This is a genomic window from Nitrosospira sp. Is2 (genome assembly GCF_033095785.1).
Classification (GTDB): Bacteria; Pseudomonadota; Gammaproteobacteria; order Burkholderiales; family Nitrosomonadaceae; genus Nitrosospira.
In genome coordinates, this window is record NZ_CP137134.1 from 1303793 (window position 1) to 1330767 (window position 26975).

Below are 26975 nucleotides of genomic sequence, written 5' to 3' on the forward strand. Positions count from 1 at the left end.
TTCTTCTTTCATAGCAATAACCGATCTTCACGTGGCAACATATTTATAAAATCCCTATTGTTTTTAAGGCTATTGAGGATCACACTCCTGAGTGGGTCACCCAACAATCTGAAGAAGGGAGGGAAATCAAATGAAAAAAAACCTCTGCTTAATGCTGTTCGGAATCGCCAATTTGTTTCTGCTGTGTTTCGGCGCTTCGGCGAGCGAGGGCGGCCTCACCGCCGAGCTGAACGAGGCTCGCCAGGTAGCGCAGTACAATTATGTTATCCACATCCTGGCAATGTTGCTGGTCGGTTTTGGTTTCCTCATGGTGTTCGTCAGACGATACGGCTTTGGCGCGACAACCGGCACCTATCTTGTGGTCGCAACCGGGCTCCCACTGTATATGCTCCTCCGCGCCAACGGAGTGTTTGCCCACGAAATTGCGCCAAACACAGTCAAAGCGCTGCTTTTTGCAGAATTTGCCGTAGCCACTGCGTTGATCGCGATGGGTGCCGTGCTCGGCCGATTGCGGGTTTTCCAATATTCGCTACTTGCAATTTTGCTGGTTCCCGCCTACCTGTTGAACGAATGGCTGGTGCTGGATAATGGAATGGGCTTGACAGAGGGTTATCAGGATACCGCGGGATCGGTGATCATTCATGCGTTCGGTGCCTACTTTGGCTTGGGGTTATCACTCGCGCTGACGACGGCGCGGCAGCGGATGCAGCCGATCGAATCTGACGCAACTTCCGACCGTTTCGCCATGCTTGGTTCCATGGTGCTATGGCTTTTTTGGCCCAGCTTTGCAACCGCAATCGTTCCCTTCGAGGAGATGCCGCAGACAGTCGTCAACACGGTACTCGCCCTATGCGGGGCTACCCTCAGCACCTATTTTTTGAGCACCTATTTTCATAAGGGCAAAACATCCATGGTTGACATGGCAAACGCAGCACTAGCCGGAGGCGTCGCTATAGGATCGACATGCAATATCGTGTCGCCGAGCGGTGCGTTTGCAATCGGTCTGTTGGCCGGCGCTGTCAGCGTTATCGGTTACGTGTTCGTGCAACCGAAACTGGAAGCCCGCTTTAAAATCGTGGATACGTGTGGAGTGCACAATCTGCATGGCATGCCGGGACTGCTGGGAGCTTTTATTGCAATCCTTGTAGTACCAGGCATCGCAGTGGCTCAGTTCGTCGGTATTGTGTTCAGTGTAACGTTCGCGTTTGCTACGGGTCTAATCGCCGGTAAGCTGATAAAGGCCACAGGTACGACCGACCTCGCTTACGAGGACAGTGAAGCATTCACCCATATCGAGGCGCCTGAAACAGCGGAGATGGGGTCGGTGGTAGGACTCGAAATCGAGACGCACCACAAGATCTAGCAATTTAAGGAGGATCCTTACCGAGAAATCGGCGGATGTTCCAGGGCTGGACCTTAAGTGGACTTACATCAGGATCACATCATATTGTTCCTGCGTATAGGTTGCCTCGACCAGCAAACTGATAGGTTTGGCGATAAAATCCGCCAGTTGGGCGAGGCTTTGTGACTCCTCATCGAGAAACAGGTCGATGACCTGTTGCGACGCGAGAATGCGAAATTCGCGCGCATCGAATTGCCGGGATTCCCGCAATAATTCGCGCAAAATTTCATAGCACATCGTCTGTGCCGTTCTCACTTTGGCGCGGCCCTGGCAGGTAGGACATATTTCGCACACGACGTGAGCCAGGCTTTCACGCGTCCGTTTGCGCGTCATCTCCACCAGTCCCAGTGCGGTGAACCCGTTAACCGTCATGTGCGTCCGATCTTTTGTCAGTGATTTCTTGAATTCGGTGAGCACGGCGCTCTTGTGTTCCGTGTTCTCCATATCTATAAAGTCAATGATAATAATGCCCCCCAGATTTCGCAGGCGCAGTTGGCGGGCAATAACCTGGGCGGCCTCAAGATTGGTTTTGAAAATAGTATCGTCAAAACTGCGTATTCCGACATATCCTCCGGTATTGACGTCTACGGTGGTCAATGCCTCAGTTTGATCGACAATGAGATAACCTCCTGATTTCAGGTTGACACGCCTCGCCAACGCCTTCTCGATTTCGTCTTCCACCCCGTAGAGATCGAACAGCGGACGCTCTCCAGCATAATGATCTATTCGTCCCTTCACGTTCGCCATATAGATATCGGCAAACGCGGTCATTTTCTGAAACGTTTCGCGGGAATCCACGAGAATACGCGCCGTATCGTCATTTATAAAATCGCGCAGCACGCGATAGCTAAGGTTCAAATCCTGATATAGCAGCCCAGGCCGAGCAGTGAGGGATTTTTCCTTGATGTCGTGCCACAACTTGTGCAGATATTCGATGTCGGTTTGCAAATCCTCCTCGCTCGCGGCTTCCGCCATGGTCCGGATGATAAAACCGCCTTTTTCACCAGCAGCCACCAAATGCTTGAGTTTCTCCCGGAGCGACTTTCGCTCGGTTTCATCTTCGATGCGCTGGGAAATGCCGATATGAGATACCTGTGGCAGATAGACGAGCATGCGCCCCGCGATACTCACTTGAGTAGAAAGACGTGCGCCCTTTGTGCCAATTGAATCTTTGATCACCTGCACGAGGATGTTCTTCCCTTCATGCAGCAATCTTTCGATAGGCTTTCCCGCATCCTCGCCTTGGCGCACCCTCCAGATGTCTGCAAGGTGAAGGAAGGCGGCCCGGTCAAGTCCGATATCGACAAAGGCTGATTGCATTCCCGGCAGCACCCTGATGACACGACCGTTGTAAATATTCCCCACTATGCCCCGGCTGCTGGTGCGCTCTATATGCAACTCTTGCACGGCACCTTGCTCGATCACCGCAACGCGCGTTTCCTGCGGCGTGACATTGACGAGAATTTCACTATTCATAAAATTTGCCGTGCATTAGTACAACTCAGGTAAAAAGGCGTATTCCATATTCTTCCAGCAACTGCGCTGTTTCGAATAGCGGCAACCCTACCACCCCACTGTAGCTACCCGAAATGGCGGAGATAAAAACTGCCGCCCTTCCCTGGATCGCATACGCGCCAGCCTTATCTTGCGCCTCGCTATATGCAAGGTATGCGCGTATTTCCCTTTCGGTGATATTGCGGAACTCAACCATGGTCGTCGATGTGCGCACTTGTACCCCAGTCTGGGCAGCCACCGCGACTGCGGTTAATACGTGGTGGGTCTGCCCCGAAAGTGTCTCCAGCATTTCCTTCGCATGAGCCGGGTCTGCTGGCTTTCCCAGAATACGCTTGCCTAGCACTACTGCCGTGTCCGCCGCAAGCACCGGACGATCGGGGAATCCCCGTTGGACTAGCCGGAGCCGCCCCATCTCAGCCTTTACCAGCGCAATACGCCGGGCATAGTCCAACGGGATTTCATCGGGCAGCGGTGTTTCGTCCACATCCGCTATCCGGGGCGAGGCTTCGCGCAGCGATAGAACCTCGAAGTTAACGCCAATCTGTGATAGCAGTTGCTGTCGTCGCGGACTGCGAGAAGCAAGGTAAATCCAATTTGGACGAAGCGTTATGATGTCCAGGTCCTCTTCGAAGTACCCAGGGTCGTGGCTCTATGCCCGGTGATAAGGATGCCCTTTGATAAGCGATACGGCGCGATACAACTGCTCCGCCAACAGTATGCGCACGAACCCGTGCGGCAGCGTCAGGGCCGATAACGCGAAAATCTCGTCAGCGGAATTCTTGATACGGGGATCCAACCCGTCTGCGCCGCCGATGAGAAAAGCGGTGTCACCACCGTTCTTCATCCATTTGGTAATGGAATCCGCCAGGATGGCGGTCGTCCACTGGCTGCCACGTTCATCCATTGCCACGATACGACACCTCGGTGGTATAGCCGCCCGTATACGGGCGCCTTCGGCAGCCAGCAATTGTTCCGCACTTTTACCGCTTCCGCGCTTCTCAGGCTTGATTTCAATCAGTTCAATTGCAGCCTCATGGGGCATACGCTGCGCATATTCCTGAAACGCGGCTTCGACCCATGGCCGCATTTTATGTCCAACTGTGCAAATGAAGAATTTCATAGTACAACTGCTCAGTCCTCCGCTTCCGGATCCAATTGGGATCCGCGGGCCTTGCCTGTTCTCACTTTGGGCGCCGTTTGAACTGGAGTTCTGCTGGACTCCCCGGAATTTGATGTCAGACTTCTCGCGCCTGGAGCGGATGCAGTTGCGCGCTTTATTTTTTTTGCCTCCGCCCACAGTTCTTCCAGGTTGTAGTGCGCGCGCGCGGTACTCTGCATGACATGCACCAGCACGTCCCCCAGGTCTACCAGAATCCACTCCCCAGTTTCTTCCCCTTCCAGGCCATAAACCGAACCTCCCGCTGCTTTGACCTTTTCCGCCACGTTATTCGCAATCGCCTTTGTTTGGCGGGAAGAATCGCCACTGGCAATAATCATGCGGTCGAATAGCGTGGATATTTTTCGAACGTCCAACACTTCGATATCTCGTGCCTTGATTTCTTCAAGCGCGGCCACAACGGTTTTTACTAGTTTGGCAAGGGTCATAGTTCTTCCGAATACAGGTGATTTGCAGCAATATAATTTAGAGCGGCATCTGGAATCAGATAACGAAGGCTTTTCCCTGCAGCCACGCGCTCGCGAATGGTTGTGGCAGAGATATCCAGCAAGGTGGTCGGTGCCACAAAAATCAAACCACTGGGAGTCTGTCTGAGGCTGTCCACGCTGGTAACCCAGCGGGCTGCGCACTCTTCCTTTAGCTCCCCCGGCAGCTCATCGCGGCTTTTCGTTAAGGCGTGCCCGGGGCGGGCTGCAACAATGAAATGGCATAGCTTGAAGAGGTCGCGCCAACTGTGCCACTCGGCCAGTTTAGTGAAAGCATCAGCACCGGTAATGAAACACAGCCCGACCCCATTCAACTCCTGCTTCATTTCTCGCAGCGATTCGACGCTCCGGCTTGTCCCCTGCCGCTGAACTTCGCGCTCGTCCAGCTTGAACCTGGGATTATTCTCGATCGCCAGTTGAATCATTGCCACACGATGATGAACTGCTGCGACAGGGTTGGCGCGTAAACGAGGCATCCCCGCAGGAATAAAACGTACTTCCCGCAAACCGGCTAATTCGCCAATTTCTTCGGCTGCTCGCAAATGACCAAAGTGTACGGGGTCAAAGGTTCCGCCAAAAATTCCGACAAGCGAACATTCAGAGCTATGCATTGCGCTGCGATGTGGGAGCCGCGGAACAGCGGAACTGCCGGCCTCTTCCAAGACAGTCGAAGGTCACAACAGCACTCGCCGCATATCCGCAAGGACCTCGACCAAATGAGTAGTGAAGCGCGCAGCAGTCGCGCCATCAATCACACGATGGTCATAAGACAGAGATAATGGCAGTATTAAACGAGGGACGAACTCCCCATCGTGATAGACCGGCTTCATGCTGCTCCGGGATACCCCAAGGATAGCAACTTCCGGCGCGTTGATGATGGGTGTGAATGCAGTGCCGCCAATCCCTCCCAAGCTGGAAATAGTAAAGCTTGCCCCCTGCATGTCGACGGGCTTGAGCTTGCCCTCACGGGCCAGTCCCGCCAGGTCAGCCATTTCCTTCGCAATAGCGATTACCCCTTTTTGGTCTACGTCCCGAATCACTGGCACCACTAACCCATTCGGCGTGTCGACCGCGAATCCGAGATGGTAATAATTCTTGACCACCAGGTTTTCCCCATCGCTCGCAAGTGAAGCATTGAACTCAGGAAATTTTTTCAATACGGCTACCGACGCTCGCATCAAAAACGCAAGGATCGTCACCTTTACGCCATCTTCCTTCGTTGATTCGTTGGATTCCTTGCGTAATGACTCCAACTCCGTAATATCGGCCTCATCAAATTGGGTGACGTGCGGGATCATTACCCAGTTACGATGCAAATTGGCTCCGGCCATTTTTTTTATACGCGACAAGGATCGCAACTCGACGGGCCCGAATTTGGCGAAATTGACATCGGGCCACGGTAGCAGATTAAGCTCAGTGCCGTTGCCGCCACGCGGCCGGGAGAGTTCCGCTTTGACGTAAGCCTGTACGTCTTCCTTTAGTATCCGCTGTTTCGGTCCCGTACCTCTGACCAGGCCAAGGTTTACGCCGAGTTCCCTCGCGAGACGCCGCACTGCCGGACTGGCGTGCGCCTTTGCCAACATGGCTTCATCCGGTGACGACAAGTTGCCTGCGGGTTGGCGGAGGGGGGATAAAGCTGGAGCGGAATTCGACACCTCAGCGACTGGGCGAGGAGCAGGACGGGAACTCTCGGCTGCGGTGGGAGATCGCTGGGGCTCGGGCTGGGGTGACGAGGAAACCTGGGTGGGAGCAACCTGTTCAGCCGATACGGCACTGCCCGTAGGGGCGACTTCCATCTCCAAAACGAGTGTACCCTCTGAAACCTCGTCACCCACTTTTACAGATATGTTTTTTATGACGCCGGAACAGGGCGAAGGTACTTCGATCGTCGCCTTGTCTGATTCAAGCACAACCAATGGATCTTCCGCCTCCACCGTATCGCTGGCCTTTACCAATACTTCTATCACGGGGACGTCTTTAAAGTCGCCAATATCGGGAATTAATACCTGTTTGGTTTCTGCCACGCCTCTTCCCTCAATTCTGTTTACGATACTTGCCAATTCGTCGAGATAGCCACGGGGTGCTGGGACGGGTCAGAAGATCACCGCACTTATTTTACTCTCAGGCGCCTCATCCCCGCTAAACCGTGGCGACCCTGCGCGGGAGTGAGCATGCATCTCAAGCGCTTCAGCCAATACCCAGACCGGGGGGGTGCAGCGGCCCAACATATTTTGCGTTCCCAGCCGATCTCTTAGACCGTCACCGGGTTGGGCTTATCTGGATCAATGCCAAACTTGGCTATCGCCTGTTCCACCGTCTCAGCCGTAATACTGCCTTCTTCCGCCAGGGCTTTAAGCGCCGCCACGGTAACGTAATAGCGATCGACTTCAAAAAACTGCCGCAACCGTTGCCGCGTGTCCGAACGCCCGAAGCCATCTGTACCCAGGACCTTATATCGCCCTGGCACAAACTCACGTATCTGGTCGGCGAAAACCTTCATATAGTCGGTAGCCGCGACTACCGGCCCGGCGCGGTCTTTCAGGCAGGCGCCAACATAGGACAACCTCGCCGGTGCTGCCGGGTGCAACAGGTTCCATCGAGCTACATCCAATGCTTCTCTTCTCAATTCGTTAAAGCTGGTGACGCTCCAGATATCGGCTGTAACGCCGTATTCCTTCTCAAGAATTTCCGCTGCAGCGATCACCTCGCGCAAAATCGTACCGGAACCGAGCAACTGAACTCTCCGCCCGGCATCGGCCTTGCCCGCCGGGCTACGCTCGTGGAACAGATACATCCCTTTTAGTATGCCCTCCTCCGCACCTGCGGGCATTTCCGGATGGGGATAGTTTTCATTCATGACAGTAATGTAATAATAAATATCTTCCTGGACCTCATACATACGACGCAGGCCCTCTCGGATAATGACAGCGACTTCGTATGCGAACGTGGGGTCGTAGGATATGCAGTTGGGAATGGTTGAGGCGATCAGATGACTGTGGCCGTCCTCATGCTGCAATCCTTCACCATTCAGCGTCGTACGTCCCGCAGTTCCACCCATCAAAAACCCGCGGCAACGCATATCCCCCGCTGCCCACGCCAGGTCCCCCACCCGCTGAAAACCGAACATGGAGTAAAAAATATAGAACGGTATCATTTGCACACCGTGGGTGCTGTAAGCGGTTGCGGCAGCCATCCACGAGGACATGGCTCCCGCCTCGTTGATGCCCTCCTGCAGGATCTGCCCGTTCTTGTCCTCCTTGTAATACATGAGTTGATCGGCATCCTGCGGCGTATAAAGTTGTCCCGTCGAAGACCAGATCCCCAACTGGCGGAACATGCCTTCCATGCCAAAGGTGCGCGATTCGTCCGCAACGATGGGCACCACCCGTTTACCGATATTCTTGTCTTTTACCAGGACATTCAGTATGCGCACGAATGCCATGGTGGTGGAAGATTCGCGGCCCTCGCCACTAGCCTTGAGCAGCGTCTCGAAGGCTGAGAGCGGCGGTACTTGCAACGCTTCAGCCTTGCGTCGGCGCCGATGGAGGAATCCTCCCAGGGCCTGCCGCCGCTGGTGCATGTACACAAATTCAGGGGAATCCTTGTCGAATTTCAAATACGGCATGTCGTCGATGATATCGTCCGCTATCGGGAGACCGAAGCGATCGCGAAAGGCTTTAAGGGAAGTGGTCCCCATCTTCTTCTGCTGATGGGTAATGTTCTGGGCCTCTCCCGCCTCGCCCATGCCATAACCCTTGATCGTCTTGGCCAGAATAACGGTCGGTTGCCCGGTATGTTTTGAAGCGGCCGAATAAGCAGCATAAACCTTGTGCGGATCATGACCGCCACGATTTAATCGCCAGATGTCATCGTCCGACATGTTGGCAACCATCTCCAGCAGCTCCGGGTATTTTCCGAAGAAGTGTTCCCGAACATAGGCGCCGTCTCTCGACTTGAAAGTCTGGTATTCGCCATCCACGCATTCCATCATGCGTTGCTGTAGCAATCCCTTGGTATCCTTTGCCAGTAACGGATCCCAGTATGAACCCCAGATCACCTTGATGACGTTCCAGCCCGCTCCGCGAAAAGCGGCTTCGAGTTCCTGAATTATCTTTCCATTGCCGCGTACCGGTCCGTCAAGACGCTGAAGGTTGCAGTTAACGACAAAAATCAGATTGTCCAGATTTTCGCGGGACGCCAGCGAGATCGCGCCCATAGACTCCGGTTCGTCCATTTCCCCGTCGCCCATGAAGGCCCATACTTTGCGCCCCTGAGTTTTGACAAGACCACGGCTGTCCAGATATTTCATGAAACGCGCCTGGTAAATTGCCATCAACGGGCCCAGGCCCATCGATACGGTAGGAAATTGCCAAAAATCAGGCATCAGCCACGGGTGGGGATAAGACGACAAGCCTTTGCCCTCAACCTCCTGGCGGAAATTATTGAGTTGTTCCTCCGTCAGTTCGCCCAGGAGGAAAGCGTAGGCGTAAAGTCCGGGTGAAGAATGCCCCTGGGCAAATACGAGATCGCCTCCATGATCTTTCGAGGTGGCGTGCCAAAAGTGATTATAGCCGACGTCATACAGTGTCGCGGCAGACGCAAAGCTGGCAATATGGCCCCCCACATTGGAGTTTTTGTTTGCACGCAGCACCATCGCCATCGAATTCCAGCGGACATAGGACCGTATCCGGTGCTCAAGCGCGTGATTGCCTGGCGAGCGTTCTTCTTTGCCCGGTGGAATCGTATTGATATAGGCTGTGGTCGCACTATAGGGAAGGTACGCACCCGAACGGCGGGCCTTTTCAACCAGCCTTTCCAGCAGATAATGAGCCCGCTCTGTCCCCTCGTGTGTTAGCACGGATTCCAGCGCATCCAGCCATTCCTGGGTTTCAGACGGGTCTATGTCGGGTATGGGTTCCATGTTTCATGGTCTCGAAATTTTTTGAACTTGCCTGATTCACCCGTTAAGCTGTAGCTAGTTCCGTGCTTGAGCACGCTCCGCAGCCTCGATGGTATTGCACAGTAACATGGTTATTGTCATTGGTCCTACCCCGCCAGGAACAGGGGTAATGTGCCCTGCTTTCTCGCTGACAGAATCGAAGTCTACGTCTCCCGTGAGCCTGCCATCAGGGAGACGGTTGATGCCCACGTCGATCACGGTCGCGCCCACCTTAACCATGTCGGCAGTAATCATTCGCGGCTTTCCCGCCGCAACCACCAGGATATCGGCACGGCGCGTATGTGCGGCGAGGTCGCGCGTTTTAGATGTGCAGATGGTGACGGTCGCGCCTTTTTGCAAGAGCATCAACGCCATCGGTTTGCCGACTATATTGCTGCGGCCCACCACTACCGCGTGCTGCCCCTCGATTGGAATCCCGTATCTCCTCAATAGATGCATCACCCCATGAGGCGTGCATGGCGGGAAAACGGCATTGCCGGTCGCAAGCGCGCCCACGTTGGAAAGATGAAACCCATCCACATCCTTTTCCGCTGCAATGGACGCAAATACCTTGACGCTTTCGAAGTGGGGGGGGAGCGGCAACTGCACCAGAATGCCGTGAATCCGGATGTCCCCGTTCAATTCCTGAATACGCTGGATGACATCATCCTGGCTCACGCTGTCGGGAAATTCATGTATCTCTGAATATATTCCGGTTTCGCCGCATGCCTTGGCCTTGTTGCGCACGTATATGCGAGAAGCGGGGTCATCACCTACAATGATTACCGCCAGGCCCGGCTGCATGCCTCTTTCCGCCAGATGCTGAGCCCGGCCCTTCCATTCGGCCCGCATTTCTCTGGCAAGCATATTGCCATCCATGATTTTCGCACTCATTAGTTTTTAGGCGGGTCAATAACCTTGAGAGGAAAAACAGACAATTATACGTTGTCCGTTCGCCGCTTTCACCCTCACCGCTAACCCCTTGCGCAACGTGCAATCGATTCGCCCAAGGAGGCGCCCAGAGAGGATGAATCCGTGCGCTCCGAATCGCCGAGGCCGGGTTAATTTGGCATACAGGCGTTTGCCGCGATCACAAGGGCGAGGAGGCCGGCGGATCTGATTTCTTTATCTTCGATCTATAAATCAATAACCCGACTAGAAATGTCGGAATGACAACCAGGGCGGCGGCCAGCAGTCCGGCTGCAAGTATGTCGATTCCCTCGGTTTTTGGAAGAAAAATCGTGACTGCCCAGATCGTGACGACGGCTGCCGCTGCCCCACCAATAAACATTATCTTCTTGCCGCGTTCGAAAAGGCGCCACAACGCGCCGGAAACCTTGGTTTCATGCCTGTACTCGTCAAATACCGACACCATGCTGGCGTCATTCCGCGTTGCCTCGTAGCCCGCCGATACGGCCAGCGTGTCCGCTCCCCCGTCGACTCTGGACATGCTGCTCAAAAATGCAATCCGTTTTTGTGCTTCCTTTTTAGACATGCCGTCGCTGATCAGCATTGACTCAAGCGCCTGAAAAGCGTGATCGCGCGCATCAATCGGCAATTTGAGGCTTTCACCGCATCTCCACATCACCCCCACGAGATACAACTGTATAGTCATTTGCCTGAAGGGCGGCGCGAAGTCGTAGCCCTTGTCCTTTATTTGCGGAAGCTGGGAAGCGAGTATCTCGCGTGCATGCTGCACACAAATGTCTATCGGCAGCGCTCCCGTTTCGGTTTTCGCTTCATTCATCTCTTACTTTCGGGCCGTGCCCAGTCTTAATTTTGAATTAGTAGAGGAACCCATTATATACTGGCACAAGCTTTGTGAATAAAGAGAGGCGCCTGTTTTGCATCTGTGCGGGCAGCGCCGCTATACACCGCCGCCAGCTATCCTCGTGTCTGTGCCGAATTGTCTCAAAGGAAATCTCATAAAATGAGACAGATTCCACTAGAGCTACTGGCGTTGGATGGGATACCCCCGTTCAGAGTTCCTCAGCTGGCAAAACAACCCTTAGAACAGATATTTAACGTTTCCCGAATGTTATCATTGGCACATTCCGACCTCGCTCTCCGGTGCGTTTAAAAAGGAAGAATCATGAAACATCACAAATACCTCATCGTTGGTGGTGGGATGGCGGCGGATTCTGCTGTTCACGGCATTCGTAAAATTGACCAGAATGGGGCTATCGCGATGATCTGCGAGGAACGGCACCCGCCTTATGATCGGCCTCCGCTGACCAAGGCGCTATGGAAAGGCAGTCCGTATGAGTCTATCTGGCGTAACGAGCACGGTCTCAACGTCGCCATCCACCTCGGCAAGAAAATAGTCGCTCTCGACGCAAAAAAAAAGATGGCAACCGATGACGTCGGAAATACTTACACGTATGAGAAGCTCTTGCTCGCTACAGGTGGGCGTCCCCGGCGCTTTCCCGATTTCAACAGCAACATCATTTATTTCAGGACGGCGGATGACTATCGGAAGTTGCGGGAACTGAGCGAACGCGGCCTCGATTTCATTGTTATTGGCGGCGGTTTCATCGGTTCCGAGATTGCGGCTGCGCTTGCAATGAACAATAAACGGGTCACGATGGTGTTCCCGGAAAATGGACTAGGCTCACGGGTTTACCCGGCACCTCTGGTTGAGTTCCTCAATTCCTATTATCGGGAAAAAGGTATCACGCTGCATACGACAGAAACGGTAAAATCCGTGCGGACCGAAGGCAACAAAACGATCGTTACTACCGGCAACGGGACGGAATTATCCGGCGACGGGATTGTGGCCGGCCTGGGGATACAACCCAATATCGAGTTGGCGGCAGAGGCTGGCCTTAAGGTTGATAATGGCGTAGTTGTGGATGCACTTCTGCGCACCAGCGATCAGGACATCTACGCAGCGGGCGATGTGGCGAATTTCTACAATGCCTTCCTGGATAAACCCATGCGTGTTGAACATGAGGACAATGCTAATACGATGGGCGAGATGGCCGGACGGAACATGGCCGGAGAATCAAACGCTTACCTTCATCTACCTTTCTTTTATTCCGACCTGTTCGATTTAGGCTACGAAGCCGTGGGAGAACTCGATTCCAGCTTGGATGTTGTTGAAGACTGGAAGGAGCCGTTTCGCAAAGGTGTGATCTATTACCTACGTGAAGGGCGCGTTCGCGGTGTGCTGCTCTGGAATACCTGGGGACAGGTCGCCGCCGCCACTGAGCTAATAGCTGAAAAAGCTGTTCATACCAGCGACACCCTTATAGGCCGCATTTCGGATTAGCGGAAAAGGGGGCGTCAAAATAGGGTAGACGTCGCTCTGACAAGCTTCGCACGAAAGAATACTTCCCCCGTCCGATCCGGTCCCGTTGGATATCGGATGATGTTTCACTGCGACGTACCTGCGAAACATTCAGCCAGAGCAACACGTAATCCCCCGACAGTGCTTAGTTTTGTTTGGATTGGGTATTCGGTTACATCTGCCAGGGCCACATTTGACCACACTAACGATCACTCGCCCGGACGACTTTCATCTTCACTTGCGGGACGGGCCGCAACTTCGCGCCGTGCTGCCGGACTCCGCCCGGCGCTTTGCCCGCGCTATTGTCATGCCCAACCTCAAACCGCCGTTGGTGACAACGGAGATGGCGGTTGCCTATCGCGCGCGTATCCTCGACGCGCTGCCCCAGGGCCTGCATTTCACGCCTCTGATGACGCTCTATCTTACCGATAACACGCCGCCATCGGAAATCATTCATGCCCGTAAAAGCGGTGCAATACATGGTCTGAAATTCTATCCCGCTGGCTCAACCACCAACTCGGACGCGGGAGTGACCGACATTGCCAAGTGCTACCGGACCCTTGCAACAATGGAAGAGACCGGCATGCCGCTACTGGTACACGGCGAAGTTACGGACCCTGAAGTGGACGTGTTCGACAAGGAAAAAATTTTCCTGGACCGGGTGCTGATCCCCATTACGAGACGGTTTCCAAATCTCCGAATTGTGTTCGAGCATATCACTACCGGGGAAGCGGTAGAGTTTGTGAGAGGGGCATCGGTTAATGTCGCCGCGACCATTACCGTTCATCACCTGCTGCTGAATCGCAATGCCCTGTTTCAGAATGGCATTAATCCTCACCATTATTGCCTCCCGGTACTCAAGCGTGAAACCCATCGCGAAAAACTGGTTGAAGCCGCCACGAGCGGCAACCCGAAATTTTTTCTGGGCACCGATAGCGCTCCCCATCCAAGATCGGCGAAGGAAACTGGTTGCGGCTGTGCAGGCATCTACTCCGCTCATGCGGCGATAGAACTCTATGCGGAGGTTTTCGAACAAGCGGGCTCGCTTAACCAGCTGGAGGCTTTTGCCAGCTTTCATGGCGCCGCCTTCTACGGACTGCCGCGTAATGAGGGCAGCATCAGCTTAAAAAAAGAAAAATGGAACGTTCCCACGCATTTGGAATTTGGGGGAGATGCGTTAATCCCGCTCCGGGCGGGGAACAGCGTAACGTGGAAACTGCTTGACGGATGAAATGTATCTAGCCGTTGCATTGCCCTCCTGTATACCCGGGAACCACCGCTCCGCCGTGCAATAAAAAACGGACATGTCAGGCGGTCTTCTCCAGAACGACTTCTTATCGAACCCGCAGGTCATCGGTGCTCGAACGCCGTAAGATTCGAATCCACAGCCCGACGCCCGCACACTGTCGCGGCCGGGTAGCACCTCACCTTCAATCGCAACGTTTTACATCACCAGAATGCGGTGCTGACCTGCAATCATCCCCTTCCCGGAAGCATCCAGTTTTTGTGCACCCGCTCGGTTAGCTCAGCAAAACAATAAAGGCCGATAAGGCCTTGCCCCGGCACCCAAAAACTCACTTTTAACCTCCATAGCGGGCAAGACCGCAGTTGAGACGCTGCGTTGTGTCCAGTTGATTATCAACACCGCCGCGTCCAAACCAACCTGAAGACTTGGTGCGCCGGCGAACAGACTGGACAGGAACGTCTGAATTAATTTGTTTTTACTTAAGGATGAGAACGAACATTTTTTCATATCTCGGAAAGTTACCTGAGACGATGCCTAAAGGGACGACGGCCTCGGGCCCAACTGAAGGTGTCAACCGGGGTTCTAGCGACTTCTATATCTCGCAAGTACAAACAAGGCCGGCCTCACCATAGCCGGAAAAAATATGAAGAAGAGAATAGCGCTTATAAGTGAGCATGCCTCACCACTAGCTGCCATCGGGGGGGTCGACACTGGCGGGCAGAACATTGCGGTCGCTGAATTAGCCCAACATCTGGCGGCCATAGGTTACAAAATAGACGTTTTCACTCGCTGGGACGACCAGAGGGTGCCAAAGATGGTCAACTGGCGGAGCGGGGTACGAATCGTTCACGTGGAGGCCGGTCCACTGACGTCTCTTCCGAAAGAGAAGCTGCTCCCGCATATGCCAGCCTTCACCCGAAACATGCTGAGCTTTATTGAAGCGGAAAATAACCCCTACAAACTTATACATGCCCACTTCTTCATGTCTGCCCAGGTGGCGGCTGATATAAAGCAGAAAATAGGCATTCCCTTCATCGTCACGTTGCACGCACTGGCGAAGGTACGTCGCCTCCATCAAGGGAAGAATGACTGGTTCCCGGATGAAGGTTTTGCGATCGAAGAACGGGTATTAGCGGAGGCCGACCAAATCGTGGCGCTATGTCCTCAGGATCGCGACGACCTGGTTAATCTTTATCAGGCTGACCCCCACAAAATAACGATTATTCCTAACGGCTTCCGATCGGATGAGATTTACCCGGTTGATAAGCTGTTCGCGCGCATGGCGTTAAACCTTGACCCAAAGGAAAAGATCATCCTCCAACTCGGTCGCCTGGTTCCACGCAAAGGAATCGATAACGTCATAAAGGCTCTTGCCCATATGCGGCGGGAGCATAGCTTCAAGGCACGCTTGCTGGTTGTAGGCGGCGAATCGGAGGAACCCGATCCTGAAATTACCCCTGAAATCGGACGCCTGCAAAAACTCGCCGATGGGGAGGGCGTAGGCGACGTCGTAACCTTTGTCGGCCGCCGTTCGCGCAACATGCTGCATTATTATTATAGTGCCGCGGATGTATTCGCAACTACGCCATGGTATGAGCCATTCGGTATCACGCCGCTTGAATCCATGGCCTGCGGGACCCCAGTGCTCGGGTCGAATGTTGGCGGTATTAAATCAACCGTCATCGATGGCAAGACCGGCTTTCTGGTTCCCCCCAACAACCCTGCGGTGCTCGCCCAGCGCATCATTGAGTTGTTGAGCAGCAATACGCTAATGACTTACTTCAAGGAAAACGCGATTCGTCATGTGAACGAGAACCTCACCTGGATGAAGGCAACGCACCTGACCGCCAACATGTACGAGCGAATTGCGACCCTCAGTCCGTTACGGACGGACGGCGAGGATGATCCCCTTTCATACATTGACGATTCGTTCGAGTCATTAATTGAAACCATAAAAAAATCCAGGCGAAAAATACGTCTGGCCACCCTCGACTCGGCTCAGGCTATTTACCGCTCGCTTGCGCGCGGGGGAAAGATGCTCGTTTGCGGTAATGGGGGTAGCGCCGCTGAAGCTCAACACTTTGCATCAGAACTCGTCGGCAGGTTTGAGGCTAACGGCCGGCGTGGCTTGCCCGTAATGGCGCTTACGGCGGATACGACATTTGTAACGGCGTGGGCAAACGATTTCAGCTTTGATGAGGTGTTCGCCCGGCAGATCGAGGCGCATGGCCGGCCAGGCGATGTTTTGGTGGTAATTAGTTCGAGCGGCCGGTCACCCAATCTCGTCAACGCAATCCGGGCGGCTCGAACGCGAGAAATGTTCTGTATCGGCCTGCTCGGCAAAGACGGCGGCCCCGCTGCGGAATTGACCGATGTGAACATTATCGTCCCGTCAAACGAAACGTCGCGTATTCAGGAAGTTCAGCTCCACGTCGTCCATGTTCTGAGCCACCTGATAGAACAGCAAATCATGGCGGATGAACTGAATATCGTCAAAGTACCGGAAGATTGTTCAATGATGCAATTCCAGCTGACTCGCCCATCTGTGAAGTCCGTCAACAAGGGGAAAATGTCGCATGAATAGACAGAGCGTTGCGGATAAAGTGGTTATTGTCACCGGCGCGGGTCAGGGGCTGGGCGAGGCGATTGCACTCACGCTCGGCGCAGCGGGCGCAGTTGTCTGTGGCTGTGATATCAAGGAAGAGCAGGTTAAAAACGTAGCCCGGGCGATCAGGGAAGCAGGTGGCAGTGCTTATGCCTATGTGCTGGATGTCAGTAACGAGCATCACGTTCAGCAAACAGTCGATAGCATCTCGGTGGAACACGGGCAAATCGATATCTTGATCAATAATGCGGGCACAGATACGACGCTTTCTATTGAAGATTTAACGATTGCTGATTGGGACCGCGTGCTCGACGTCAATCTACGAGGACCTTTTCTCCTGTCGAAAGCCGTCTATCCATTCTTGAAGCGTCGAGGTAAGGGCCACATTGTCAATATTACCTCTACGGCAGCCAAGCGAGCCTGGACCGAAGCAACTGCCTATCATGCAAGCAAGTGGGGTCTGCTCGGGTTTGGCCACTCTCTGCATGCCGAAGCCCGACGGGACAATATAAAAGTGACCTCCGTGGTTGCTGGCGGCATGCGTACACCCTTTATCCTGGAGAGATTCCCCGAGACTGATCCAAATGTTCTCCAAGATCCCAAGCATGTGGCCGAAACCGTACACTTTGTGCTGACGCAGCCAGATGAAACGGTGATCCCCGAGGTCATGGTGCTCCCGATGAGGGAAACTTCATGGCCGTAGAAGTCGGCGGCGCCGTATTCATAGACAAAGATGGAACGCTTATTCGCGACGTGCCGTACAACGTTGATCCCCGGCATATCCAGCTTATGCCGGGAGCCGGCGTAGCGCTTCGCCACTTGAAAAACGAGGGATATAAGCTGATCGTCATCTCCAATCAGCCAGGGATTGCCCGACACTTGTTCAAAGAAAATGATCTGCTGCCTGTTAACGTGCAAATTCAGACCTTGCTTGCGGCATACGGCGTGAAATTGGATGCATTTTATTACTGTCCTCACGAGCTGAGCGACGGTTGCGGATGCCGTAAGCCAATGCCGGGAATGATTTTGAGAGCAACGAAGGACCATTCCATCGAGCCCCGGATTTCATGGATGATTGGGGACATCCTGCATGACATCGAAGCCGGTAATCGTGCCGGCTGCCGTACTGTTCATTTCGATGACGGCAACGAAACCGAATGGGTGAAGGGTGCCTACAGGCAACCTGAATACTCGGTCGAAGCGTGGACGGAAGCAGCGCAGGTTATTTGCGGACCTGCGACGGGCTTCGTCAAGAGTGATGTCGCTAATCGGATACATCCGCCAAAAAACGAAGAGGCATGTCCTACCTCAACAACATAACCGCGAAGTGGGGCGCATCTTAGGCGCAATGGTGCGCGCATCTTGCCATCAACGGTGCGGTTGAATTGGCTATTTATCAGATTCAGCTGATCGGGGATTCCTGGTTTCTGGTGTTAACGAGGCTCAGGCAAAAGGAGACAGTATGAATGGCGATTACCTTGCCACTATCAATCACTTCAGTAATTTAAGTGTACTGGTGATTGGAGATGCCATGCTTGATGTTTATATGGATGGCTCCGCCGACCGGATTTGCAGAGAGGCGCCCGTTCCAATAGTCGATATCAGAGACGTCAAAACAGTGCCGGGAGGAGCCGCGAATACCGCCGCAAATCTGGCGCAGTTAGGTGCCAAAGTTCACTATATATCCGTTGTGGGGAGCGATCACGAGGCCAAACTGCTAAAAGATGCGCTCGCTGGCCATGGTCTCGATACTTCGCTCGTTTTAAGCGATCCGGTGCGCCGGACAATTACTAAACAACGGGTAACTGCGGGTAATCAACTGCTCGTGCGTTTCGACTCGGGCACGACCGAAGCAATACACGCTGACTACGAGCGGCAGGTCATCGGCAATCTGAAAAACAACTTTCACCGGGTTGATGCCGTCGTTGTGTCGGACTATGGCTATGGCATCTTGACCGATAAGGTCATTGGCGCCCTTGGCGCTTTGCAACACAAAAAGGAAAGTATTTTAGTAATTGATGCAAAGTCCCTTGATAAATATAGCCACCTGCGGGCCACGGTTGCAAAACCCAATTACCAGGAACTTGTGAGACTCCTTGCAATCACCGAACCAGCCGCAAGCGGCAAGCGGTCTGAGCAAATCAGACGCCATGGCCAGCGGCTTTTGAAAAAAACAGGAACGAAGTATGTCGCGGCCACGCTTGATATTGAGGGCGCGCTGCTGTTTCAGCACGGCAAAGAACCCTACCGTACCTTCTCAAAGCCGGTGGAGAACACCAAGGCTGCCGGCGCCGGTGATACGTATGTGGGCGCTCTCACCCTTGCGTTGGCAAGCGGTGCATCCATCGAAGTTGCCGGCGAGATCGCCAAGTCGGCTGCTGTGGTCATACTACAAAAATCCGGCACTGCTACCTGTACGAAGAGCGAGTTGAGTCATTACCTGGGGAATGGCAGTAAATATACTGATGACTGGCAAGAATTAAAAAACCGCATCGATCATCTGAGAAAAGAGGCCCGGCGCATCGTATTTACCAATGGGTGTTTCGATCTGCTCCACAGTGGGCATGTTACCTACCTCGACCAGGCTCGGACGCTAGGCGATGCCCTGGTATTAGGTCTGAACTCCGACGCAAGTATCAAACGTCTGAAAGGAAACAACCGGCCCATCAATAATTTAAGTGAACGTATCCGCATCCTATCCGGGCTGGAGTCAGTGACATTCATGACGTCTTTCGAGGAAGACACGCCTATAAGCCTGCTCGAGGTTATTCAGCCTGATCTGTATGTAAAAGGCGGCGATTACACTGTCGACAACCTGCCCGAAGCGCCCGTGGTACTGGGCTATGGTGGAAAAATCGAAATCATGCCTTTTGTCCAAGATCGGTCGACAACGAACATCATTTTGAAAATTAAAAGTCTTGATACGCAAACCGCATAGTCAGAAAGCGAACCATGTTCTCTGATGCCTGGGGGAATTACAAGAACATACTATGTGTGCGTCTTGATAATATGGGCGATGTGCTGATGAGCCAGCCCGCAATTCGGGCGTTGAAACAATCTGCTTTGGGCAGGCAAATAACCCTGCTGACATCCAGCGCAGGGGCAACCGTCGCTCCCTTTATACGGGAGGTGGACGCAATTATCTCGTTTGATGTCCCGTGGGTTAAAACGGACGAAATCAATGGGGAGCAACAATTGCTGGCGCTCGCCGATAAGTTGAGAAGCAGGCGGTTTGACGCAGCCGCGATTTTTACGTCATATAGCCAGAATCCATTGCCTGCGGCCATGCTGTGCTATCAGGCAGGTATCAAAGCCGTGCTCGGTTACTGCCGCGAGAATCCGTATCAGCTCATCAGCCACTGGTTACCTGATAAGGAGCCGCTGGATTACATTGTTCATGAGGTTCGACGACAGCTCGAGCTGGTCGAAACGGTAGGAGGAGCGACGTCGGATACAGCACTGTCGCTCCAGGTTTCGGAAGAAAGCCGGCAAACAATTCAGGCCAAGTTAGTTGCACTTGGGATCCGTACGGATAAGCAATGGCTCGTGCTTCACGCCGGGGTAAGTGAAGAAAAGCGCCGCTATCCTGCGGATGAGTATATAACCGCGTGCCGCTCGCTCATGGAACAAGGTCACAAGGTTGTCCTTACGGGTAGCAGCAGCGAGCGAAGTTATGTTGGCGAAATTGCCCATCGGCTCGGCGACGGCGCAGTTAACCTGGCGGGCGAATTATCAGTTGCAGAACTTATCGCGTTGATCGCGGCTGCGCCGGTTTTAATTTCGAATAATACCGGCCCCGTCCATATTGCTGCCGCCGTCGGAACGCCCGTCGTGGTGCTATATGCAAAAACCAACCCTCAGCACACGCCGTGGAAGGTAGTGAACCGCGTGCTCTATTTCGAAGTACGCCCGGAACTGCGGACGAAGAACCGGCTGCTTCAGTCTTTCCCGGAAGTATCCGCACCTCGGGCTTCGCCTCAGGCGATTACGACAGCGGTTAATGAACTGGTAAGGGATGAGTTATGCGAGAGCGAATAACTGTGCTGATTCCCTCTTATAACCGGCCCGGTGCTCTTGCGGTCACCCTCACCGGACTTTGTTTTCAGCAGTTCCGCGATTTTACCGTCGTCATTTCCGACCAGAGCGATAGCGCACTCGTTTATCACGATTCTTCCGTCCAAACAGCAATCAGGTTACTGGAAAAAAAAGGGCACCCGGTGCGTCAATTATCCAACTCCCCGAGGCGCGGCATGGCTCAGCAACGTCAATTTTTGCTGGACTCTGCCGAGTCCCCGTACTGCCTCTATCTCGATGATGACGTTTTGCTGGAGCCTTTTGTCGTCGGCAATATGTCACAGGCCCTCGGGGAAGAACAGATTGGATTTGTGGGACAAGCGCTGATCGGAATGTCATTCAATGAGGACTATCGGCCGCAGGAAGAGGCAATCGAGTTATGGGAGGGACCGGTTGAACCGGAATTCATCACTCCCGGGGGTTCAGGATGGCAGCGCTACGCGCTGCACAATGCAGCGAATATCCTCCATATTCAGGAAAAATTACGACTCACTCCAGATATGCAAAAAAAATACAAGGTGGCCTGGGTCGGTGGCTGCGTACTGTATGACACTGTAAAACTGCGCGCAACCGGCGGATTTGAATTTTGGAGAGACGTACCGGAAGAGCATGCTGGAGAAGATGTGCTCGCCCAACTGAGAGTCATGAAACGCTATGGGGGGTGCGGTCTTATCCCATCCGGAGCTTATCATCAAGAAGTACAGACGACCGTGACGAACCGAAATTTTGACATTCCAAGGGAGCTGGCTCTGTAAACCTGCGAGAACGCTCTATTGATACCTTCTGGCACGAAAAGATGAGAGCAATCATGGCGTGTTTAACGACAATTCCCTGAAGACGACGAGATTGATTGAAAAAATAGAGAAAATAGCAGTGAGCGCGGGTGAGATCGTTAAGCGCCACTATTCGCGGGGAGTCGCAAATGTATTTAAATCTGTGCGGCAGGTAGCGACCGATGCTGACAAGGAGTCTGAACAGCTGTTGAAAGAAGGGCTTTTGAAAATATATGCGTGCGGGTTTTATGGAGAGGAAGGCGGCGGTGATATTTCCCACCACGGCGACCACTGGATTGTTGATCCACTTGACGGAACAGAAAATATGAGCGGCTATCCTCCGCTTCTTGCTGTCTCGATTGGACTGCTCCGTGACGGAAAACCTGTCCTCGGGGTCATCTATGATCCAATACACGCAACCTTATACAGCGCCCAAGAAGGTGAGCAAGTAAGAGTGAACGGAGAGGCTGCATTAGCACGCACTCAAGTCGACCCAGCGAAAGCTATTGTCGCCCTCGATTTTTCTTCGCGAATGGAAACCCGTCCGCAGACACTGCAGCAACTTGCGCGAGTGTTGGAACGAGCCCGCGCAGCGAAGATTTTTGGGGCACCCGCTCTATCTCTGGCAGAGGTAGCTGTGGGAAGGCTCGATTTGTTCTTCCGTCCTTCCACCAAGCTATCGGATATGGTCGCGGGTATCTGTATGGTTAGAGCATCAGGAGGAAAAGTAGTTGATTATGGAGGTAGGGATTGGACAATGGATTCAGAAGGCGTTATAGCCGGCTCGACCCAAATGGTCGAGGCCTATCTTCCTTGCTTCAGGCAGGCGTGAGCCGATGTTCTATTGATACGGGAAACTGCGCGCCCAGCTTTGGGTATACCCTCCTGAAACGGGAGTTTATGATTCAGCTTTTGTTCCTTCGCAAAGACCGAGGAGCGTCGCGGACCCCACAATATAATCCTGCATAGTTGCTACTACCTGTTTTTTATCCGCTTTTGCGGTCAGGTCAAGCAAAGTATCGAGAGCAAATATCTGAAAGTAGTAATGGTGGACGCCACTGAAATACTTGGAGCAAGGACCCTCATACCCGTGGGTTCCGCCATTGGCAATACCCTCGGTGCCACCCTCAGGGATATGACCGGGAGGAACGGACGTTGTTGTCGGGGGAATATTAAAAACAAGCCAGTGGATCCAAGGATTCGGGGCGGCGTCGCGGTCTTCCACAAGAAGAACGAGGCTTTTGGTTCGTGGCGGAATATCGCCGAACTCGAGAGGGGGACTTATATTTTCTCCGTTGCAGGTGTAGGCAGTGGGGACATGGGCATGAGCTGGAAATGCAGGACTGGTAATAAACATGAAAAACTCCTTTCCTAATGGAATGGCCGATATATGGTTGAAGGCACAGTTTTCGTCAGAATGGATTCCGCCTCGCATGGATTACCGGACGGCCAAGCGAAACCGTAAACGGGAATCACGAAGAACACTATGGCTCAGGTGACCGGGTTCCCCATAAAAAAAATCGCGATCTTCCGCGCGCTGAAGCTGGGTGACTTCCTGTTGTTTACGCCCGCCTTGAAAGCTATCCGGAGAGCGTTCCCGCAGGCGGTGATCGATTATGTCGGCCTCCCCTGGAATAGAGAGCTTGTAAAGCGCTACGCTCATTACATTGACAATTTTATCGAATTTCCGGGTTTTCCCGGCCTGCCGGAAAACCGATTCCGGGCCGAGGACGTCCCTGCCTTTCTATCCGGCATGCAACAGCGAAAATACGACCTGGTTTTGCAAATGCACGGAAAAGGCAACGTATCGAACCTTCTCGTGTCCCTTTTCGGCGGGAGGGTAGTGGCGGGATTCGCGAGTAAGGAAGCATACCGGCCTAACCAGAATTTCTTTCTGTCATATCCAGCGGAGCAGCCTGAGTTGCTGAAAAGCCTCGATTTGCTTGAGTTTCTAGGCATCCCTCATGATGATAAAGCCATGGACTTTCCATTATTCGACACGGACTATGAAAAATTACTGGCGTTGGAAGAATATTCATCCGTTAGCCTCGGGCCGTATGCCTGTGTACATGCTGGAGCCATTTCTGCAAAGCCATGGCCTGTAGAACATTTTGCCGCGGTTGCAGACAGTTGTATAGAGCAAGGCTTGCAAGTTGTTTTGACCGGCACAAGGCAGGAAAAACCGCTGACGCAAGCGGTAATGCAAAAAATGACAGGCGCGGGGATTGATCTGGCGGGTAAAACTGATATCGGAACACTCGCGGCTCTTATAAAAGGTAGCCGGGCAGTTGTCGCAAATGACACCGGGGTTGCACATTTAGCGGTATCAGTTGGCGCGCCAAGCGTGACCGTCTTTACAACTACCGACCCGTTGATTTGGGCACCACTCCAACAAGTTCGACATCGCGTTATAGCGGGAAGCGCCGTCAGGACGCCTGAAGCAGCTATCCTTGCCACTAAAGCATTACTGAACCAGAGAGGAGAGACTCATAATACAAACTAAATTACGGGTTCTTACCTGGCATATTCATGGTAATTATCTGTATTACCTTACCCAGGCCCCGTTTGAATTTTTACTACCGAAAGGAGAGGGCGAAGGTTATGGCGGCCGGCTGCCTGGGTTTGACTGGGGGAGCAACGTGCACGATATCCCTGTCGGCCAGGTGAAGGATCATGATTTTGACCTGATACTTTTTCAACACCGCAAAAATTACGAGGTTGACCAGCACGAAATATTGTCGGAACGTCAGCGCCGCCTCCCGAAAATCTATCTTGAGCACGATCCACCGCAGGAACATCCCACCAACACCAGGCATTGGGTGGACGATCCTTCGATACTGCTGGTTCACGTCACCGATTTTAACCGCTTGATGTGGGACAGTAACCGGACCCCGACGACGGTCATCAATCATGGCGTAATTGTTCCGGAGGACGTGAGATATTCCGGTGAGCATCCGAAAGGCATCGTGGTGGTAAATAATATACGGAAACGCGGCCGCCGTTTGGGACTGGATGTATTCGAGAAGATCCGAGCACAGATCCCTCTGGACCTGGTAGGAATGGGAGCCGCCGACCTTGGCGGCCTGGGTGAAGTGCCACATGACGCGCTCCCATATTTCGTAGCAAGATACCGTTTCTTCTTTAATCCAATTCGCTATACCAGCCTGGGTTTGTCGGTTTGCGAAGCAATGATGACTGGGGTACCGATCCTGGGGCTCGCTACCACGGAAATGGCAGCGACGGTTGAAAACGGTGAAACCGGCTATGTTGAAACAGATGTGGACAAGCTAATCGAGCGAATGCGCTATCTGATAGATTACCCCGAGCATGCCCAGCAGCTGAGCCGAAATGCCAGAGCGTATGCTCGTCGCCGTTTTAATATAGAACGATTCGCGGGTGAGTGGCAGGGGGTTGTCAGTAGCTTTGTCGAAAACGCACGGTAGCTTCTTCCGGCGGCAATAATTCCGCCGCAAAATTAAGGACCTCTGCGACTGGCACGCTCTCAACAAATGAGCAGGAATGCTCGCAGTGGTCTGTTATCGGCTGAAATGGCCAGGGTGAAATCGGCTTGGTTCCACAGTTGGGACATTCAAGTTGCCAGCTTATTGCCAGACGATGATTGTTCCGGGTCAAGGGCCCCCAGTTAAGCACGTTGGGCGCCCAAAAAATCCCGATTGTCTGCGCGCCGACTGCCCGCGCCAAATGGAGCGGTCCTGTATCGTTGCTGATGACGAGCGAGCTTTTCCGTAAAAGCGCCGCTAACCCGCCAAGTCCAAGCGAAGTGCAGGGGATCGCGGCACGCTTCATTGCCTGCATCACGCTTGTTACGATCTCTTCTTCTTTTGGCGTGCCTGTGAGAACAACCTGATACCCCGCTTCTATAAGCTCATCAGCCGAGGTGGCGAATTTCGCTGCTGGCCAGACTCTGCGAAGGTCATCAGCGCCAGCATGCATGATGACGTAGGGCTTTCCTTTAATGATTTCTCTAACGACAGCCGTTTCTTGCTCATCTGTTTCTGTAACCTCAACCTGAGGTTCCAATCGCGTCGTACGCGCCCCAATCAAAGCGACCACCTCCAGATTGCGCAGAATTTCACTCTGGTAATGCACATAAGGAATAAAGCGATCGATGGGCTCCGCACCTTGATTGCGAAGTCCTACCGTGAGGCCCCCCCCGAGCGTGTTAATAAACGGATTAACCGCTTTACCATCGCCTTGCAGATGTATAACAACTGCAAATTTTTCCGCCCGCATTGCCTTGTAGAACTGTTCTACAGCGGTTGATTGAGCCGCTTGTCCCACGCAGGCGGCGCGATCTTTCATTGCAACCGCACTCTCATCGTTGACCCCAGCGAGTTGGGGTACACTGATCACTCTATCAACGGCCGAGGGGCGCGCGGATAGAAATTCCTTTGCCCAAGGCCTTGCCAGCAGCGTTAACTCGGCGTCAGGGTACGTTGCTTTGATCGCTCCCAACGCCGGCAAGGTGACAATAAGGTCACCCAGTGCCTTGGCATGCAGAACGGCAATCTTGTGCGGCGTCCCACCCAGCAAGCGCTGGCTCAAGTCACTCGGGATAATCAATTCTCGCTTTCGTCATCTCGCCGATATACCGTCTCGACTCGCTGAGAGAGATCCCATCCGGGAAATTACTCAATTTGGCCGATTGCTTTACTGACATCCGCAGGCGTCTGAAAGCTCTCCTCTGGTAGTTGCTCGAGTGTTTGCACTACCTTGTAGTCGGCACCCTTGGATTTCGCGTGCTTCACAATTTCGTCTTTCTTCGCCGGGTAATGCATGCCGGCCAAAAATTTTTGTACTTGAATAGGGTTAACTGTCGCCATAGGTCCTCCCTTCATTGGTTAGTTCATGGATGGGATTCAGCTAGAACTCAAAGATCATTCGAGATTTTCCTTTGAATTTCAGGATAGACCACATATCAGCTGTGTGCAAAAGCACCTATTGCCATTGCTTCCACAATAGCGTTGAAGTCAGACGACAGCGGGAAAATTCTGCCTGTGGCCGGACTGGGGATGGCCTTTGTCTACCAATGTCCCTTGGCACGATTCCAATGGTAGAGCAATTTGGCAAAAGCATTGTAGGCTAGATATGTGATCTGTCTGAGGACGGGCAACCGCAACAGTTTCGCCAACCAGCGCTGCCCGGGCGTTTGCAGCCAGAGGCGGGTGAAGGCGTCGGCGCCAATGTCGAGCCGGCCATCCTCGGCTTTGACATGCAAGCGCTCGCGGACCTGCTCCAAGGGAGCGCCTACCTCCCTTGCCGCTTCCGGATGGGTATGGACATCGATCCACTCAACATCCTTGACACCGCAGGCCTCCATACGCTGGCGCTGGTCCTTGATCCCCGCATTGCAAACGGGGCAGGCGCTGTTGTAGTAAACCTTGGTGGACATGCTCCAGTTCCCGGCACGTTGTTTCTCGCCACATCAAGCTCAAATGGGGTCAGAGCT

25 protein-coding genes are annotated in these 26975 nt (G+C 53.3%); 12 read left to right on the plus strand and 13 right to left on the minus strand.

Annotation, left to right across the window (positions count from 1 at the left end; all coding sequences use genetic code 11):
- Nucleotides 1–130: 130 nt before the first annotated feature.
- Nucleotides 131–1363: an ammonium transporter gene (locus tag R5L00_RS05705; protein ID WP_107693659.1), complete on the plus strand. Its 1233-nt coding sequence runs from the start codon at nucleotides 131–133 to the stop codon at nucleotides 1361–1363.
- A gap of 63 nt (nucleotides 1364–1426) precedes the next feature.
- Here the strand turns inward: R5L00_RS05705 and rng are convergent, their stop codons facing one another.
- The 9 genes from rng to R5L00_RS05750 all read right to left on the minus strand — a co-directional run bounded on the left by rng (nucleotide 1427) and on the right by R5L00_RS05750 (nucleotide 11265).
- Nucleotides 1427–2878 (minus strand): ribonuclease G, encoded by a 1452-nt coding sequence (rng, locus tag R5L00_RS05710; protein WP_107693658.1) that lies wholly within the window; start codon nucleotides 2876–2878, stop codon nucleotides 1427–1429.
- Between the two features lie 25 nt (nucleotides 2879–2903).
- Nucleotides 2904–3527, minus strand: coding sequence for a Maf family protein (locus R5L00_RS05715; RefSeq protein ID WP_107693657.1), 624 nt, complete (start codon nucleotides 3525–3527; stop codon nucleotides 2904–2906).
- A gap of 39 nt (nucleotides 3528–3566) precedes the next feature.
- Complete coding sequence (gene rlmH / locus R5L00_RS05720) at nucleotides 3567–4037, minus strand: 23S rRNA (pseudouridine(1915)-N(3))-methyltransferase RlmH (protein WP_107693656.1); 471 nt, start codon at nucleotides 4035–4037, stop codon at nucleotides 3567–3569.
- Between the two features lie 11 nt (nucleotides 4038–4048).
- Nucleotides 4049–4522 carry a ribosome silencing factor gene (gene rsfS / locus R5L00_RS05725; RefSeq protein ID WP_107693655.1) on the minus strand — a complete coding sequence of 158 codons (474 nt, stop codon included), beginning with the start codon at nucleotides 4520–4522 and terminating at the stop codon, nucleotides 4049–4051.
- Nucleotides 4519–5190, minus strand: a complete 672-nt coding sequence (nadD, locus tag R5L00_RS05730; RefSeq protein WP_107693654.1) for a nicotinate-nucleotide adenylyltransferase — start codon at nucleotides 5188–5190, stop codon at nucleotides 4519–4521. Before nadD ends, rsfS begins: the two co-directional genes overlap by 4 nt.
- A gap of 63 nt (nucleotides 5191–5253) precedes the next feature.
- Nucleotides 5254–6603 carry a dihydrolipoyllysine-residue acetyltransferase gene (aceF, locus tag R5L00_RS05735; RefSeq protein WP_317653721.1) on the minus strand — a complete coding sequence of 450 codons (1350 nt, stop codon included), beginning with the start codon at nucleotides 6601–6603 and terminating at the stop codon, nucleotides 5254–5256.
- Nucleotides 6604–6830: 227 nt separating this feature from the next.
- Nucleotides 6831–9500 carry a pyruvate dehydrogenase (acetyl-transferring), homodimeric type gene (gene aceE, locus R5L00_RS05740; protein ID WP_107693652.1) on the minus strand — a complete coding sequence of 890 codons (2670 nt, stop codon included), beginning with the start codon at nucleotides 9498–9500 and terminating at the stop codon, nucleotides 6831–6833.
- A 54-nt stretch (nucleotides 9501–9554) separates the two neighbouring features.
- Complete coding sequence (folD, locus tag R5L00_RS05745; RefSeq protein ID WP_317653722.1) at nucleotides 9555–10412, minus strand: bifunctional methylenetetrahydrofolate dehydrogenase/methenyltetrahydrofolate cyclohydrolase FolD; 858 nt, start codon at nucleotides 10410–10412, stop codon at nucleotides 9555–9557.
- A gap of 196 nt (nucleotides 10413–10608) precedes the next feature.
- A complete protein-coding gene (locus R5L00_RS05750; RefSeq protein WP_107693650.1) occupies nucleotides 10609–11265 on the minus strand; it encodes a hypothetical protein in 657 nt (218 codons plus the stop codon).
- 345 nt (nucleotides 11266–11610) lie between these two features.
- Here R5L00_RS05750 and R5L00_RS05755 point away from each other — a divergent pair, with 345 nt between their 5' ends.
- The 9 genes from R5L00_RS05755 to R5L00_RS05795 all read left to right on the plus strand — a co-directional run bounded on the left by R5L00_RS05755 (nucleotide 11611) and on the right by R5L00_RS05795 (nucleotide 22337).
- Nucleotides 11611–12789 (plus strand): NAD(P)/FAD-dependent oxidoreductase, encoded by a 1179-nt coding sequence (locus tag R5L00_RS05755; RefSeq protein ID WP_317653723.1) that lies wholly within the window; start codon nucleotides 11611–11613, stop codon nucleotides 12787–12789.
- A gap of 211 nt (nucleotides 12790–13000) precedes the next feature.
- Nucleotides 13001–14038, plus strand: coding sequence for a dihydroorotase (pyrC, locus tag R5L00_RS05760; RefSeq protein WP_317653724.1), 1038 nt, complete (start codon nucleotides 13001–13003; stop codon nucleotides 14036–14038).
- A 658-nt stretch (nucleotides 14039–14696) separates the two neighbouring features.
- Entirely contained in the window at nucleotides 14697–16637 is a 1941-nt protein-coding gene (locus R5L00_RS05765) for a glycosyltransferase (protein ID WP_317653725.1), read from the plus strand.
- Complete coding sequence (locus tag R5L00_RS05770) at nucleotides 16630–17361, plus strand: SDR family oxidoreductase (protein WP_317653726.1); 732 nt, start codon at nucleotides 16630–16632, stop codon at nucleotides 17359–17361. Before R5L00_RS05765 ends, R5L00_RS05770 begins: the two co-directional genes overlap by 8 nt.
- Nucleotides 17352–17978 carry an HAD family hydrolase gene (locus R5L00_RS05775; protein ID WP_317653727.1) on the plus strand — a complete coding sequence of 209 codons (627 nt, stop codon included), beginning with the start codon at nucleotides 17352–17354 and terminating at the stop codon, nucleotides 17976–17978. Before R5L00_RS05770 ends, R5L00_RS05775 begins: the two co-directional genes overlap by 10 nt.
- Before the next feature lie 142 nt (nucleotides 17979–18120).
- Entirely contained in the window at nucleotides 18121–19596 is a 1476-nt protein-coding gene (gene rfaE2 / locus R5L00_RS05780; protein ID WP_317653728.1) for a D-glycero-beta-D-manno-heptose 1-phosphate adenylyltransferase, read from the plus strand.
- A 14-nt stretch (nucleotides 19597–19610) separates the two neighbouring features.
- A complete protein-coding gene (locus R5L00_RS05785) occupies nucleotides 19611–20696 on the plus strand; it encodes a glycosyltransferase family 9 protein (RefSeq protein WP_317653729.1) in 1086 nt (361 codons plus the stop codon).
- Complete coding sequence (locus R5L00_RS05790; protein ID WP_107693642.1) at nucleotides 20681–21487, plus strand: glycosyltransferase family 2 protein; 807 nt, start codon at nucleotides 20681–20683, stop codon at nucleotides 21485–21487. Before R5L00_RS05785 ends, R5L00_RS05790 begins: the two co-directional genes overlap by 16 nt.
- 91 nt (nucleotides 21488–21578) lie before the next feature.
- The gene (locus tag R5L00_RS05795; protein ID WP_317653730.1) at nucleotides 21579–22337 is read left to right on the plus strand and encodes an inositol monophosphatase family protein; all 759 of its coding nucleotides are present in this window, start codon (nucleotides 21579–21581) and stop codon (nucleotides 22335–22337) included.
- Nucleotides 22338–22403: 66 nt separating this feature from the next.
- Here the strand turns inward: R5L00_RS05795 and R5L00_RS05800 are convergent, their stop codons facing one another.
- Nucleotides 22404–22862, minus strand: coding sequence for a YbhB/YbcL family Raf kinase inhibitor-like protein (locus tag R5L00_RS05800; protein WP_107693877.1), 459 nt, complete (start codon nucleotides 22860–22862; stop codon nucleotides 22404–22406).
- 129 nt (nucleotides 22863–22991) lie between these two features.
- Between R5L00_RS05800 and R5L00_RS05805 the strand changes: the two genes are divergently transcribed.
- Both R5L00_RS05805 and R5L00_RS05810 read left to right on the plus strand, forming a co-directional pair.
- Nucleotides 22992–24008 carry a glycosyltransferase family 9 protein gene (locus R5L00_RS05805; protein ID WP_107693640.1) on the plus strand — a complete coding sequence of 339 codons (1017 nt, stop codon included), beginning with the start codon at nucleotides 22992–22994 and terminating at the stop codon, nucleotides 24006–24008.
- Between the two features lie 136 nt (nucleotides 24009–24144).
- Nucleotides 24145–24948 carry a glycosyltransferase gene (locus tag R5L00_RS05810; protein ID WP_258192638.1) on the plus strand — a complete coding sequence of 268 codons (804 nt, stop codon included), beginning with the start codon at nucleotides 24145–24147 and terminating at the stop codon, nucleotides 24946–24948.
- Here the strand turns inward: R5L00_RS05810 and R5L00_RS05815 are convergent.
- From R5L00_RS05815 to R5L00_RS05825, 3 genes are all read right to left on the minus strand, one after another.
- Nucleotides 24920–26089 (minus strand): glycosyltransferase family 9 protein, encoded by a 1170-nt coding sequence (locus R5L00_RS05815; protein ID WP_317653731.1) that lies wholly within the window; start codon nucleotides 26087–26089, stop codon nucleotides 24920–24922. The genes R5L00_RS05810 and R5L00_RS05815 overlap by 29 nt on opposite strands.
- A gap of 65 nt (nucleotides 26090–26154) precedes the next feature.
- Entirely contained in the window at nucleotides 26155–26349 is a 195-nt protein-coding gene (locus R5L00_RS05820; protein WP_317653732.1) for a DUF2795 domain-containing protein, read from the minus strand.
- A 200-nt stretch (nucleotides 26350–26549) separates the two neighbouring features.
- The gene (locus tag R5L00_RS05825) at nucleotides 26550–26918 is read right to left on the minus strand and encodes a thiol-disulfide oxidoreductase DCC family protein (protein WP_107693636.1); all 369 of its coding nucleotides are present in this window, start codon (nucleotides 26916–26918) and stop codon (nucleotides 26550–26552) included.
- Between the last annotated feature and the right edge of the window lie 57 nt (nucleotides 26919–26975).